Origin of the sequence: Kocuria sp. KD4 (genome assembly GCF_011769905.1) — a bacterium.
Classification (GTDB): Bacteria; Actinomycetota; Actinomycetes; order Actinomycetales; family Micrococcaceae; genus Kocuria; species Kocuria marina.
Genome location: NZ_CP050449.1, coordinates 2050884 through 2064602 on the forward strand (window position 1 = coordinate 2050884; position 13719 = coordinate 2064602).

Below are 13719 nucleotides of genomic sequence, written 5' to 3' on the forward strand. Positions count from 1 at the left end.
TGTATCACCAGTTTCCGTGCCAGTCCTCGTCCGAGTAGTGCTCGAACGGGATGTTCCAGTCCCCGTAGCCATCGTCGGGATCGGCCTGGGGGTAGTCAGTGTTGACCACCTCCACCATGTCACCCGGGCGGAAGGTCTCAAAAATGTAGGCCGCACCCTCCGGCGGCATCCCCACGCACCCGTGGGACACGTTGGCCACGCCCAGCACGGGCATCGCGGACGGCAGCGCCTGGTGGATGAACTCGCCGCTCCACGTCAGCCGGGACACGTTGGACGCGTCGAACGGCGGGTAGTAGTGGGGGTCGCCGGGCTTGAGGTTCAGCGACGACGCCTTGAACTCGTAGGAGGCCGCTTGCTCGATGATGACCTTCTTGCCCGTGGTGGACGGCCAGTCCGGGTTGCCCAGGGTCACGGGCCAGCGACCGGTCTCCTTGCCGTTCACGTAGGCCACGAGGGTCTTGGTGTTGTTGTCCACGAACACCCGCTGCTCGGCACCGGTGCTGAACGACACCGTCTCGTTGCCGTTGCCGATCATCCCGTTGCCCAGATCCTTGCCCAGGATGTTAGCGGTGACCGTGACCTTGGAGTTCGGGTCCCACGGTTGCTCCGGGCGGAAGCGCAGTTTGCGGTCCGAGTACCACCGGAACGCGCCGTCGCGGTGCGCCCCGTCCACGGTCACGGCCTTCTCGACCTCGTCCTTGTTCATGACGGGCTCGGAGAAGTTGAACTCCACGACCTGCCACACGCCGTAGGTCTGCCCGTCCTTGACGTTGAGGGCCACGTCCGCCTCGTGGGCGGCGTCCACCGTGCTGAACACGGACTGCCCCGTGCTGTCCCGGTCCCCGGAGCGCGCGGTGTAGTCCACCGTGTAGGTCTCGTCGAACGCAAGGGGCGCCTTCGAGCGCCACTCGTGGCCGTCCTGCGCGAGTTCGCCCTCGACCCGCTCCCCCGAGCCCGCGGCGCTCACGGTCACGTCCGTGAGTTCCCCGCCGTCCGCTGTGACGACCACGGGGTCCACGGGGTTGACCATGCTCGTGTCGGCGGCCGGGCTCACCTCGACCCGCACGGTCCCGAAACTCTTCGTGGGCGCGGGGCTCGATGGAGCGGCGTCGGCGGACGACGGCGCTGCCGGAGTGGCGTCGTTCCCCCCGGCGCACGCGCTCAGGCCCAGGAGCCCCGCGAGAGCGAGGCACGCGATGCCCGGACGACGACGCCGCGCGCTCGCCCCGGCGGGACGCGCCGGCTCGCGCGGTGTCCCGGGCAGCGGATCGCGGTGGTGGGAAGGGAGTCTCATGGGCACCTCACATCGGGGGGAGAACGGCGGCCGTGGGAATCACGGTCTCGCAGCCCACCCGGACGGGGCAACCGGGTTACGGCCGCCGCCAGTGCGGGGTGCGCAGGGCTGCGGGGAGGGGGACGGAGTCCATGCGCTGCCCCACCTGCGTATTTGCGTTCGCAATCGTACGCGTCACTACAGAATAGCCGGTATCCGCCCCGGAACGGCCCATGGGAACATGACACGCCGGGCGCGCGCCATTGGCGCCCGCGGAGCCCTCGGAACGGGGCATTTCGGCGGAACCGGAGTCGCCCGCGGGGCCGGAATCGGCGTCGGCCCGGGATTCGTCATCGCGGCCCTGGTAGGAGACGTCGCGCAACACGGGACCCCGTGACCGGGACGGGCCCGAGGGTCGCGCAGCCCCGGGCGGTCGCACGGCGCCCAGGAACGTACCGCGCGCCGTGCGGTGGGGTGCGGGATCCTCGTCCGGTCGGATGGCTTCCACCACGGCGTCGAGGTCGTCGTGGTTCCAGCCGTCCGGTGACTCCAGGCGCACCACGCGCCAGCCCTTGGGTGCCGTCAATGAGTCCGCGTGCACGGGGCACAGGTCGTACGCGTGCGGTTCCCGCCGCGCGGACAGGGCACCGATCACCGCGGTGGAATCGGAATAGACATAGGTCAGGGTGCACACCGCGTCACGGTTGCACATCTGCTTGGAGCACGTGCGCCGCGGAGTCTCGGGAGCGGCCACGGGGTTCAGCGTCCCCGGCGACGCAGCCTGCGCCGCTCGCGCTCGGACAGGCCGCCCCAGATCCCGAACTTCTCGTCGTTGGCCATGGCGTAGTCCAGGCACTTGCCGCTCACGGGGCACGCCTCGCACACGCGCTTGGCGTCCCGGGTGGACCCGCCCTTCTCGGGGAAGAAGGCCTCGGGATCGGTCTGGGCGCACAGGGCGTCGGTCTGCCACGCGAGCTCGCCCTCGGCGTCGCCCTCGCTCACGGAGTACAGCCCGGCCACGGCCTGCCACACGGAGGCGTCCACGCTCTGGACGTCGTGGACCTCGGTGGTGCTCAGGTCTTGGGGGGTGCTCACGGGGGGTTGCGGTTCACGCGGCTTCTTGCGGTCGGAACGCAGGAGCACGTCCCCGGCGACCTCGGGGTGTGCGGCCAGGAAGGCCGTGGCGAGATCGTCCAGTGTGGTCACACCCGAGTCCCCCCGGGCTTGATCCACGGGATCCACGAACCAGTCCACGGGAGCTGCACCCCCGGTCGACCCGGGTTCGTAGTCCTCCCGAGCATCGATCTGGCGGCGTGCGGCCTCTCCCATGTCGCTCCTTCCGTCCCACGCGTTCGCTGTTCAAATGCCCTCAACCAGCCCGGTTGTCCCGACCGAAAACGAGTGCGCCACGTAGGGGCGTACACCGTCGATATCTAGGTGGACCCCCTAATTACACGCGTGTAAGTCCTATTGAGTCAAGCCGAGTATCCTGGGCTTCCCGGGTCCACCGGCGCGCCGTTCGGGAACCCGTGGTTCCGTCACATACCCTAAGGAGTTTCCTCGTGGGACGCACACCGACAGACCTGGCCCAGGCCCTGCAGACCGTGGCCGAGCGCCCCACCCCCGCTCTGATCTGGCGCGACGGCGCCGAACGGGTCGAGCTGTCCGGGCGGGTCCTGGTGAACTGGGTCGAGAAGGCCGCCGGGCTGCTCGTGGACGAGCTCGACGTCGTCGCCTCCGACGTCCTCACGATTTCCCCCGTGCCGCACTGGCGACTCGCGGTGCTCACGTTCGCGGCGTTACGCGCGGGTGCGCGCGTGGACTTCACGCGTCATCCCGAACCGGATTCGGTGGTCCATGCGTACCCGGAGTCTCACCCTGACGACGACGCCGCGGCGCAGACCCTGCTGGTGGTCGCCGAACCCGCACTGGCCTTCGAGTGCTCGGGGCCCCTGCCCAAGGGCGCGGTGGACTTCTGCGACGAGGTCCGGGCCCAACCGGACATGTACGGGGGTCTCGAGAACCCGGAGCCCAACAGCGTGGCCCTGCCGTCCGGGGTGACCCACGCGGAGGTACTGCCGCGAGCGTTGGAGCTCGCCGGAACCGACGGGGGCACCGTGTACCTGCCGCTCACCGAGGGTTGGAGCGAGAACGCGGCCCTGCGGACCCTGGGAATCATCACGGCCGGTGGGGCGGTGGTGCTGACCGCGCGTCCCGAGGATGCCACGGCCGCTGTCCTGGACCAGGAGCGCGCAACCCGCGGTTGACACCGAAACACGGTGGCGCCTGCACCGGGCCGCGCGACCGGCGGTGGTCCGGCCGGCGTTTGTGTGGTGCAGGCGCCCTGTTCGACGGTCCTCGCGGATCAGGACGCGCGGCGCACGTCCTGCTCGGGAAGGGTGTTCGCCACCGTGTCCTCGGGCCGCGGCGCCGGGTTCCCGTGGTGGGATGCCGGGTCGTTGTGTCGGGGCGTCTTGTCCTCGCGCTGCGGGATCACGGGGATCTGCCCGGTGATGAACGCGAGTTCCTGGTCCGGGCTGCTCGCGAAGTCCGGGTCCTGGTCCAGCTTGGTGCTGAACACCCAGAAGCGGTAGGCGAAGTAGCGGAAGATCGTGCCCAGGATGGTGCCGATGATCGTGCCGGAGATGAAGGACGCGGTCGCGGAGGTCAGGCCCAGGACGTAGTAGCTGACCCCGAGGCACCCGAGTTCGATCCCCATGCCGATGCCGTTGGCCACCAGGAACTGCACGAGTTCCTTGCGTTTGTCCTCTTGGCGCTTGTCCCGGAAGGTCCACAACCGGTTGGCGACCCACGAGAAGATGATGGCCACGACCGTGGCGACCACCTTGGCCTTGATGTGGCTTTCCGCGAAGTACTGCGTGTGCATGAGCACCCAGACCAGGCCCGCGTTGATGGCGAACGCAGCCGCACCCACGACCCCGAACTTCGCGAGTTCTTTGACGAACAGATTCCACAGCGCGTGTGCGCGATCAAACATTTTGTTCAAGATTCGATCCCAATCTGACGCTCGGGGAAGAGGGATGGGTGGCCGCACCGGCGTGGCCCGCCGCCCGCCACGACACGGATGATGTGGCGTCCGCAGGATGATTGAGTGCATCGTACTCCGAAATGGCTGAACGTCCGCTGTGGCGCTAGCCTGAAACCGTGAATTCTCCCATTACCGGTCCTGTCATTGGTGTGGTGGGCGGCGGGCAGTTGGCCCGCATGATGGCCCCCGCCGCCGTCGCTCTCGGCGTGGAACTGCGCGTGTTGGCCGAGGGCCCGGAGGTCAGTGCCGTGGCCGCGGTGCGCACGGCACCCACAGGTGACTACACGGATCTCGAGACCCTGCAGCGTTTCGCCGCGGACGTGGACGTGCTCACGTTCGACCACGAACACGTTCCCACCGAGCATCTGCGCGCGCTCGAGGCGCAGGCTGTGGCGGTGCGTCCGGGGCCGTCCGCCCTGGTGCATGCGCAGGACAAGCTCGTGATGCGCCGCGCCGTCGCCGAGCTGGGCTTGCCCAATCCGCAGTGGCAGGAAGTCTACTCCCCGCAGGAACTCGTGGCGTTCGGCGAGCGCGTGGGTTGGCCCGTGATCCTCAAAACCCCGCGCGGCGGGTACGACGGCAAGGGCGTCCTCAAGGTCGACGGCCCGCAGGACGCCGGCACCGGCACCGCCGCCGAGTGGTTCGAACGCGCCACCGGCCAGGACGACGGCGCCGGGTTGCTCGCCGAGGAAGCGGTCGCGTTCTCGCGGGAACTGTCCGCGATGGTCGCGCGCCGGCCCTCGGGGCAGACCGTGACGTGGCCCGTGGTGGAGTCCATCCAGGTGGCCGGGGTGTGCGACGAGGTCATCGCCCCCGCCCCCGGCCTGGATCCCCGGGTGGCCCGCGCGGCACAGGACGCCGCGGTCCGGCTGGCCGAGGAACTGGGCGTGACCGGGGTGATGGCCGTGGAGCTGTTCGAGACCCCCGGGACGGACGCGGGTTTCGCGGTCAACGAGCTCGCCATGCGCCCCCACAACTCGGGTCACTGGAGCATGGACGGATCCGTCACGGGACAGTTCGAGCAGCACCTGCGCGCCGTGCTGGACTGGCCCCTGGGCGCCACGGACGTCGTGGCCGGGGCGGCCGTGATGAAGAACTACCTGGGCGGGGACAACCAGGACCTCTTCGCCGCGTATCCGCAGGCACTGAGCGCGGAACCCCGCGCCAAAATCCACAACTACGGCAAGTCCGTGCGCCCGGGGCGCAAGATCGGTCACGTCAACGTGGTGGGCGGCGCCCACGAGGTGCAGCGGCTGCGGGAGATCGCGACCCACGCGGCGAGCATCCTGCGCGACGGCGAGGACCGCGGGGTGCAACCCACCGACGTGAGCGATGCTCCCGAGCGGCAACCGTGGGGTGCGGTCCCGTCCGGTCAGGACGAGGCCCCGCGCGTGGGTCTCGTGATGGGCTCGGACTCGGACTGGGCCACCATGCGGGCCGCGGCCGAGGCCCTCGAGGAACTCGGGGTCCCGTACGAGGCGGACGTGGTCTCCGCGCACCGGATGCCTACCGAGATGCTCGAGTACGGCCGTACCGCCCACGAGCGTGGCCTGCGGGTCATCATCGCCGGGGCCGGCGGTGCCGCCCACCTGCCGGGCATGCTCGCGTCCGTCACGCCGCTGCCCGTGATCGGGGTGCCCGTGGCGTTGAAGACCCTGGACGGCATGGATTCCCTGCTGTCCATCGTGCAGATGCCCGCGGGGGTTCCCGTGGCGACGGTGTCGATCAACGGCGCCCGCAACGCCGGTCTGCTCGCCGCCCGGGTGCTGGGATCGGCGCCGGACGCGTCCGGGCAGGACCTGCGGGAACGACTGCGGGACTTCGCACAGGAGCTCTCGGAGGCGGCGCATCGGAAGGGCTCCGCGCTGCGTGACGCCGTGAGCCGCGGAACCGCCTCCCAGGACTGAGCGCCACCCCCTTCGGGGTGCATTGTCGGCCCGGACCCAGGCGGACAAGGCACAATGATCGGGTCGGGATCCGTTCTCCTCTGATGGATCCCGGCCCGGCGGGCCCGCACCCATGGCCCGTCGCAACACCGACTTCCCCTTCAGCACGGAGTTGCACGTGAACGGATCCAGCGACCGGCCCGACGACGCCGCCCCCCATCCCACGGCCACCAAGGCCTACGAGAGCGTGGCGTCGGGCTCCCACACCGCATCGGACGAGCCGCCCGCGGGCGCCACCGCCGAGCGTCACCCGGGCGACGGGCCGCGACGATCGCGTTCCCGCGTGGGGGATCCCCTCAGGAGTCCCCGGTTCGCTGCACCCGCCACCCGCACCAAGCGGGCCTGGTGGCTGCTGGGTACCACGCTGCTCGTGCCCGGTTCCGCGCAACTCGTGGCGGGCCGACGCGGCCTGGGGCGGATCGCCGTGCGCGTGACCGCCGTGGTGTGGGCGCTCGTGCTCGCCGCCCTGTTGTTGTGGGTCGTGTGGCGCAGCGCGCTGATCTGGTTGCTGACCAACACCGTGACCTCCGCGGTGCTCATGTACGGCCTCGTGGCGCTCGCGATCGGGTGGGTGCTGTTGTGGTTCGACACGCTGCGCCTGATCAGACCCGGGCTGCTCGGGGACGGGACGCGCCGGGCCGTGGTGCTCGTAACCGTGCTCGCGATGCTCGTGACCGGAGGGGGACTCGGCTACGCGGCGCACCTGGTCTCTGTGGCCCGCAACGCGGTCTCGGACATCTTCGGCGGGGGCATGCCGTTCGCCCCGGAGGACGGGCGCTATAACATCCTGCTCATGGGCGGTGACGCCGGTGACGACCGCGAGGGCCGCCGCCCGGACTCCATGACGGTGCTCAGCATCGACGCCTCCTCGGGACAGACGGTCACGATCTCCCTGCCCCGCAACCTGCAGAACGTCCCGTTCCCGGCGGACTCCCCCATGAACTCGGTCTACCCCGAGGGGTTCAATTGCGGGGACGAGTGCATCATGAACGCCGTCTACACGGACGTGATGCAGAACCACAAGGACCTCTACCCGGACGTCGCCGATCCCGGGGCGCAGGCCACCAAGGAGGCCGCCGAGGGCGTCACGGGCCTGAAGATCCAGGCGTACGCGCTGATCGACATGGACGGCTTCGCGTCCCTCGTGGACGCGCTCGGCGGGATCGACATCAACGTGGGTGGCCGCGTACCGATCGGCGGCGGGACCAACCTGGACACGGGACTGAAGAACCCCATCCTGGGGTGGATCGAGCCCGGGACCCAGCACATGGACGGCTTCCACGCCCTGTGGTACGCCCGCTCCCGCGAGGGCGCCACGGACTACGACCGCCAGGCCCGGCAGCGCTGCGTCCAGGCCGCGATGCTCGCGCAGCTGAACCCGGTCGCGGTGGCCACCAAGTTCGACGAGCTCGCGAGCTCTGGCCAGCAGATCCTCGAGACAGACATCCCGCAGTCCTCGATCGGCTCCATGGTCACCGTGGCCACGAAGGCCAAGGACCACGAGCTGCAGGCGTACGCGGCGGGTCCTCCCTACTACGACCAGTCCTTCCCCACCTATCCGGACTACGCGCAATTCCAGTCCGACGTCTCCCGGGTCCTGGCGAACGCGAACGGCGACGACGCCCAGGCCGCCGGGGGCGTGCGCGGCGACGCAGCGGCGTCGTCCGCCGACACGCCCGGCACCGTGGGTTCCCAGGGTGCGGCGCGAGCGGGCGGGGTGTCCGCGCTGGGCGGCGGTGCGGGCGTCGGGACGGCCGTGGTCGTGCCCGCCGCGCTCAAGGTACCGGCGCAGGAGCAGTTGTCGCCGAACGGGACGTGCTCGGTCCCCTGACCCGGCACCCCGGACCCGCGCACTCGGTACAGTTGGGGGCGTGGCGAACATCCTGCAGTCCCCCGAATGGGCACGGTTTCAGCAAAGCATCGGACACCGCGTGATCCAGGCGAATGGGCCGGGCTGGCGGTACCTCGCGACCGTCGAGGGCGGGCGCACCGGACGGTACCTGTACTGCCCGTACGGCCCCGAAGCGGACTCCCCGCAGACGTTCGACGCCGCTCTGGCGGACCTCACGGCGCAGGCCGAGGCGCACCGGTGCTGGTTCGTGCGCGTGGAGCCGATCAACGGTCACCCGGTGGACGGTCTGGAGACCCCGGAGGCATCGCTCAAGCGGCGAGGCATGAAGCTCGCGCCGCGACAGGTGCAACCGGGACACACCCAGCTGATCGACCTGCGCAAGGACGCCAAGGACCTGCTCAAGGACATGAAGTCCACCAACCGCAATCTCTACCGCAACATCCACAAGAAGGGCGTGAGCATCGAGCGCTCCGAGGATCCCGCGGACGTGCGGTACCTGCTGACCTTCCTGGACGCGACCGCCAAGCGGCGCAACTTCAATCGACAGCATGACGACTACCTGCGGGCCGTCGCGGAATCGCTCATGCCCGCGGGTGCCGCGAGCCTCTATCTCGCCAAGTTGGACGGTGAGCCGATCGCGGCCTCGCTCGTGTACGACTCCGAGGACACCCGCACCTACGCGCACGCGGCCACGGACCAGACCCACCGGAAGCTTTCGGCGGGGATCCCGCTCGTGGTGACCATGATCATGGACGCCAAGGAGAAGGGGCTCACGTGGTTCGACCTCTTCGGCACCGCTCCCGAGGGCGCGGGGCCCGAACACGAGTGGTACGGCTTCACGTCCTTCAAGAAGTCCTTCGGCGGCGAGCCCGTGTCCTACCCGGGGACGTGGGACCTGCCGGTCTCCCGCGCGGGCTACACTGCCTACGGTGCGGTGCGTGCGGGCCGTGAGACCCTCGGGGCAGCCCGGGGCAAACTGCGCACCCTGCGCGAGCGTAGGGTGGGCGCATGATTCGTACAGCCCTGATCACGGGTGCCACCGGTGGCATCGGACGTTCCTTCACCCATGCCCTGCACGAGCGCGGCTACGGCCTGATCCTCACGGGCCGCAGCACCGAGAAGCTCACGGAACTGTCCCAGACCGTCACGGGCGGCACCGCGCAGATCGTCGTGGCGGACCTCGGGACCACTGAGGGGATCGACACCATCGTGGACGTGCTGGAACACAACCCCGTGGACCTGCTGATCAACAACGCGGGCTTCGGCAGTCACGGCGAGTTCGCGCACCTGGACCTGGACCACGAGATCGAGGAGCTCACGGTCAATGTCCGGGCCCTCATGACGCTGACCCACACCGCTCTGGGTGCCATGACCGCCGCGGGGCACGGCGCGATCGTGAACATCGCGTCCGTGGCGGGCTTCCAGCCCCTGCCGTCCATGGCCACGTATAGCGCGTCCAAGGCGTTCGTGGACCGCTTCAGCCTCGCCGTGGGTGTGGAGGCCCGCAAGCACGGCGTACACGTGTTGAGCGTTAACCCCGGTCCCGTGGACACCCAGTTCTTCACGGTCGCCAATGCGCAGGCCATCGAGCTGGGCCGTTCCGCGAATCCGGACGACCTCGTGGCCGCGACGCTCTCGGCACTCGACAAGAAGCGGTCCCGGCTCGTGTTCCCGCGCGCCTACTACCTCATGGACGCGCTCACGGGTGTGCTCCCGCGGTCGCTGGTCGCGCGCGCCGCGAACGTGGTCTCGGGCCGCAAGTAGTCCCACCCCGCGCCGGCAGAGTTCGTCCCGGGCGGGCGGGGCTCGTCTCCCACACGGGCAAGTCTCGTCCCCACCGCGCCGTGCGGCCAGGCACGGCCCTCTTCGCGCCGCGCGCCTCGGCTCGCGCGAGTCGCCCACACCGTCCACGGCGTGCGCCGCAGGTCAGGACCCGTTCACCAGCGGGCGGCGTCGCGGACCGCCGCCCGGCCCTCCTCGACGGCGCGACGCAGCAGTCCGGCGGCCGCGCTCTGACGCCGCGAAGCGCTCTGCGTGTCCCCGTCCGTGCTCGGGGTTCCGGTGACCGGTGTGCCGGTGGGCTGCGCGGTCCGCTTGCGGCGGGCCAGCGGGCCCGGAAGCATGCCCGTGATCTTGCCGCCCCGCGCCGAGCGTGGTGAACGGGCCGCCCCGGAGTCCTTCGATGTACCGCCCGGGAGCTGATCCGCGGAGCGCACCAGATCCGGATCGGCGTCCACCCCGGGGCTCGTCCGGGAGGACGGTGCGGCGTCGTCCTCACGGGAACGCGCTGCGGTAAGACTGTCGGATGGCTCGACGGGCGAGCCCTCGAAAGCCGCGGACCCGGCAGTCGCGTTCCCGGCGCGTGTCGGCTGGGGCACGTGGTGGGGGGCCGCGGCCGACGTCGTCGGCTCGGGTGCGGCGTCGTCGCGGACCGCGGGCTGCTCCGGCAACAGGTCGTCGGGGGCCGCGTTCTTCGAGCGTCTGCCCAGGAACCGGCGCCGGGTCTTTTCCACACGGCCGGCCACCTGGAACTCGCCGAGCAGCGGGTACTCCCACGTGCCGGGGGCCTCGTGCTCCTCGGTCGCGAGCTCGCGCAACACCATGGGTTGCGAGGGCCGGTCGGGGTCCCCCGCGAGGACCTTGTGCACCTGGCGCTGCTGCAGTTGGACCAGGCCCGTGAGCAGGAGGGCGTCGTCCACGCCCAGCTGGCGGGCGCGATCGGTGAAACCCAGCCGGTAGATCATGGCGGATTCCCCGGTGTGCACGAACCACAGGTACCCCAGGGCGGTCTCCGTCCCGTCCTCGAGGTGCTCGGTGGCCACGAGAAACACGGAGTTCTCCCCCACGGCGCGTAACAGTTCACGGATGTACTCACTGCGCAGACCCACGTTGGAAAGATCGCGGTCCGAGGCGCGCACCCTGCGCACCCGCACGCCGGAATCACGCAGCCCGGCGCGGCAGCGCTGCAGCGTGTCCTCCGACAACCGCTTGGACAGCTCACCCTCGGTCTCGCCCAGTCGCACCACGAGGTGACGCGGTCCGGCCTCCCCCTTGCGGGGCTTGTCCGCGCGGCGGTAGCCCGCGCCGGTGAGCAGCTCGGTGAGTTCGGGGGTGGCGTCGGTGTCCGGGCTCACCCGTAACACGGCGGCCTCGTGTGCCGTGCGGGCGTGGTCCTGCAACGCGGCCAGGACCTCCGTGAGGTGGCGCGGATCCTTGACGTGCAGGGACCGGGCGTCCACGACCGTGTGCAGGTCCTCCCGCAGGATCACCAACTGGCTGTAGCCCACGGTCTGCTGACCCCGATCCACGGCCACGCGTTCGACCCTGGCGTCCTGCGCGGTCAGGGCCTCGGCGTCACCGATGCCCCACAGCAGTTCGGGGTGTCCGCCCGTGACACGGACCCGGGCGTCCCAGGTCTTCCGATTTCCGCAGGGGGTCACGCTCAGCGCCACGGGGTTTCCTCTCCTCAGGCCCACAACGCGTTCCAGCATAGCCGGGCACACACCGCGCGCGTGCCCTCCCCGACCGGGGTGAACACGCGCGCGGTGTGTAGAGAGTGTCGGGGATCAGCCCTGGTTGCGCTCGTACTTCTCCCACTTCTTGGCCAGGTGCTCGGCCTCGACCATGCGTACCGTGCCCGAACGCGAACGCATCACGATGGACTGGGTGGTGATGGTGCGCCCGCGATAGCGCACACCGCGCAGCAGGTCGCCGTCGGTGATGCCCGTGGCGGCGAAGAAGCAGTTGTCGGACGTCACGAGCTCGTCCGTGGTGAGGATCCGATCCACGTCGAGTCCTGCGGCGGCGGCCTTCTCCCGCTCGGCATCGTCCGTGGGGGCCAGCCGGCCCTGGATCACACCGCCGGTGGCCTTGACGGCGCACGCGGTCACGATGCCCTCGGGCGTGCCGCCGATGCCCATCATGATGTCCACGCCGGTGCCCTCACGGCACGCGGCGATCGCCCCGGCGACGTCCCCGTCGAGGATCATGCGGGTGCGGGCACCGGTCGCGCGGATCTCGTCCACGAGGCCCTGGTGGCGGGGGCGGTCCAGGACGCACACGGTGACCTGGTTGGCCTTGACACCCTTGGCCTTGGCCACGAGGTGCACGTTCTGCTTGACGGGCAGGCGCAGGTCCACGAGATCGGCGGCCTCGGGGCCCACCACGAGCTTGTCCATGTAGAACACCGCGGAGGGGTCGAACATGGAGCCGCCGTCCGCCACGGCGATCACGGCTAGCGCGTTGTTCATGCCGAGAGCCGTGAGCCGGGTGCCGTCGATGGGGTCCACGGCGACGTCCGAAGCCGGGCCCTTGCCGTCGCCCACCTGTTCGCCGTTGAACAGCATGGGGGCCTCGTCCTTCTCGCCCTCACCGATCACCACGGTGCCGTTGAAGTCCACGGTGGAGAGGAACGAACGCATGGCGTCCACGGCCGCGCCGTCCGCGCTGTTCTTGTCACCGGCGCCCACCCAGTGGCCACCCGCGATCGCGGCGGCCTCCGTGACCCGCACCAGTTCCAAGGCCAAATTCCGGTCCGCCACATTGCCCGCTCTGCTCTGCTGGGTCGCTTCTGCCACGTTGTTCCTCACATTCGAGTTTCGGGTCGCCCCGGTGGCCGCCAGCCGGGCCCCGGCGGCACCACCATGACACGTACGTCCAGCATATCCTCGGGTTCCCAGGATTGGGCCGGTCCCCGGGAGCACGGCACAATGGGTCCGTGAGTTCTTCCGCTTCCGGTCCCGGTGCCGGGTCCTCCCCCGATCCCCGCGACGCGCACGCCGCGCCCGCCTCCGCCGTACCCGGTCCGAGCGACTCCACCGCGGACGGTCCCGCCTCGGGCAGCACTCGCTCGGAGCGCACCTCCTCGGACGGGGCTTCGGCGGAAGCTCCCTCGGCGAGCGCCTCCGCCGCGGCCGACGACGCCGCCACCCCGGACGCGGGTCAGGCGCCGGTCCCGCAGCTCACCCGCAAGCAGGCCTCGCGGATCAACGCACCCATCCGCGGCATGGTCATCTCCATGCTCGTGCTCATTCTCCTGTTGTTGCCGTTTTTGTGGTTGCAGCCCAAGCCCGATGCCCAGCCCTACCGAGCACACGTGGACGTGAGCGAGGAGGCGCGCTTTGCGGGTGACCAGGCCCCGTTCACCCCCGCGGCCCCGGCGTTGGGGGACGGGTGGAGCGCCAACTACGCGCGCTGGGAGGCGCAGTCCCAGGACGGCGTCCCCCTGTGGAACGTGGGTTTCCTCTCCCCCGGTTACCACCTGGTGGACATGGCGCAGACCGCCCGATCCAATCCCACGTGGCTCGCGCAGCGCACCCAGCTGATCCCGCCCACGGACGAGCGCACGGTCAATGGGATCACATGGCAGATCCATCACCGTGACGCGTCGGGCAAGCAGGACGAGTTCACCGCGTGGGTCGGTGAGCTCAAGGACTCCACGGTGGTGCTCAGCGGCCAGGCCCCGAGCGCCGAGTTCGAGCACGTCGCGGGGGCCGTGTCCGGGCAGTGACGCCGGGCAGTGACACCGGGCAGCGGGACCGGGCGCAGCGACGTCGTCGAACCGAGGTCCCGGAACCGGGGCTAGTCTAGGAGCCGAGCG

At 70.2% G+C, this 13719-nt stretch carries 12 protein-coding genes and 1 pseudogene; 7 read left to right on the plus strand and 6 right to left on the minus strand.

Annotated elements, in window-relative coordinates:
* Positions 1–4 precede the first annotated feature (4 nt).
* From HBK84_RS09225 to HBK84_RS12865, 3 genes are all read right to left on the minus strand, one after another.
* Positions 5–1294, minus strand: coding sequence for an Ig-like domain-containing protein (locus tag HBK84_RS09225; RefSeq protein ID WP_167318732.1), 1290 nt, complete (start codon positions 1292–1294; stop codon positions 5–7).
* Positions 1295–1370: 76 nt separating this feature from the next.
* Positions 1371–2027, minus strand: a complete 657-nt coding sequence (locus tag HBK84_RS09230; protein ID WP_240918931.1) for a DUF3499 family protein — start codon at positions 2025–2027, stop codon at positions 1371–1373.
* Between the two features lie 5 nt (positions 2028–2032).
* Positions 2033–2602 (minus strand): WhiB family transcriptional regulator, encoded by a 570-nt coding sequence (locus tag HBK84_RS12865; RefSeq protein WP_064846188.1) that lies wholly within the window; start codon positions 2600–2602, stop codon positions 2033–2035.
* 233 nt (positions 2603–2835) lie between these two features.
* Between HBK84_RS12865 and HBK84_RS09240 the strand changes: the two genes are divergently transcribed.
* Positions 2836–3540 carry a TIGR03089 family protein gene (locus HBK84_RS09240; RefSeq protein WP_167318733.1) on the plus strand — a complete coding sequence of 235 codons (705 nt, stop codon included), beginning with the start codon at positions 2836–2838 and terminating at the stop codon, positions 3538–3540.
* Positions 3541–3638: 98 nt separating this feature from the next.
* Here HBK84_RS09240 and HBK84_RS09245 read toward each other — a convergent pair whose 3' ends face one another.
* Positions 3639–4271: a GtrA family protein gene (locus tag HBK84_RS09245; protein WP_094067096.1), complete on the minus strand. Its 633-nt coding sequence runs from the start codon at positions 4269–4271 to the stop codon at positions 3639–3641.
* 227 nt (positions 4272–4498) lie between these two features.
* Here HBK84_RS09245 and HBK84_RS13150 point away from each other — a divergent pair.
* From HBK84_RS13150 to HBK84_RS09265, 5 genes and pseudogenes are all read left to right on the plus strand, one after another.
* A pseudogene (locus HBK84_RS13150) lies at positions 4499–5620 on the plus strand (5-(carboxyamino)imidazole ribonucleotide synthase); the annotation flags it as partial.
* A 102-nt stretch (positions 5621–5722) separates the two neighbouring features.
* A complete protein-coding gene (purE, locus tag HBK84_RS13155) occupies positions 5723–6229 on the plus strand; it encodes a 5-(carboxyamino)imidazole ribonucleotide mutase (RefSeq protein ID WP_370520638.1) in 507 nt (168 codons plus the stop codon).
* A gap of 157 nt (positions 6230–6386) precedes the next feature.
* Complete coding sequence (locus HBK84_RS09255) at positions 6387–8099, plus strand: LCP family protein (protein ID WP_167318735.1); 1713 nt, start codon at positions 6387–6389, stop codon at positions 8097–8099.
* Positions 8100–8139: 40 nt separating this feature from the next.
* Positions 8140–9132, plus strand: a complete 993-nt coding sequence (locus tag HBK84_RS09260) for a peptidoglycan bridge formation glycyltransferase FemA/FemB family protein (protein WP_085106968.1) — start codon at positions 8140–8142, stop codon at positions 9130–9132.
* A complete protein-coding gene (locus tag HBK84_RS09265) occupies positions 9129–9884 on the plus strand; it encodes an SDR family oxidoreductase (RefSeq protein ID WP_167318736.1) in 756 nt (251 codons plus the stop codon). The genes HBK84_RS09260 and HBK84_RS09265 overlap by 4 nt, the downstream gene beginning before the upstream one ends.
* Before the next feature lie 173 nt (positions 9885–10057).
* Here HBK84_RS09265 and HBK84_RS09270 read toward each other — a convergent pair whose 3' ends face one another.
* Both HBK84_RS09270 and glpX read right to left on the minus strand, forming a co-directional pair.
* Positions 10058–11611: a hypothetical protein gene (locus HBK84_RS09270; protein WP_144998748.1), complete on the minus strand. Its 1554-nt coding sequence runs from the start codon at positions 11609–11611 to the stop codon at positions 10058–10060.
* Between the two features lie 75 nt (positions 11612–11686).
* Positions 11687–12697, minus strand: a complete 1011-nt coding sequence (gene glpX / locus HBK84_RS09275) for a class II fructose-bisphosphatase (RefSeq protein ID WP_064846181.1) — start codon at positions 12695–12697, stop codon at positions 11687–11689.
* A gap of 140 nt (positions 12698–12837) precedes the next feature.
* Here glpX and HBK84_RS09280 point away from each other — a divergent pair, with 140 nt between their 5' ends.
* Positions 12838–13629 carry a DUF4245 domain-containing protein gene (locus HBK84_RS09280; protein ID WP_144998746.1) on the plus strand — a complete coding sequence of 264 codons (792 nt, stop codon included), beginning with the start codon at positions 12838–12840 and terminating at the stop codon, positions 13627–13629.
* Positions 13630–13719 lie beyond the last annotated feature (90 nt).

What these genes read in the sequence shown, in the direction of transcription:
- HBK84_RS09225 (WP_167318732.1), bottom strand. Translation starts at nt 1,294, where the DNA reads ATGAGACTCCCTTCCCACCACCGCGATCCGCTGCCCGGGACACCGCGC.
- HBK84_RS12865 (WP_064846188.1), bottom strand. Translation starts at nt 2,602, where the DNA reads ATGGGAGAGGCCGCACGCCGCCAGATCGATGCTCGGGAGGACTACGAA.
- HBK84_RS09245 (WP_094067096.1), bottom strand. Translation starts at nt 4,271, where the DNA reads ATGTTTGATCGCGCACACGCGCTGTGGAATCTGTTCGTCAAAGAACTC.
- HBK84_RS09265 (WP_167318736.1), top strand. Translation starts at nt 9,129, where the DNA reads ATGATTCGTACAGCCCTGATCACGGGTGCCACCGGTGGCATCGGACGT.
- HBK84_RS09270 (WP_144998748.1), bottom strand. Translation starts at nt 11,611, where the DNA reads ATGCTGGAACGCGTTGTGGGCCTGAGGAGAGGAAACCCCGTGGCGCTG.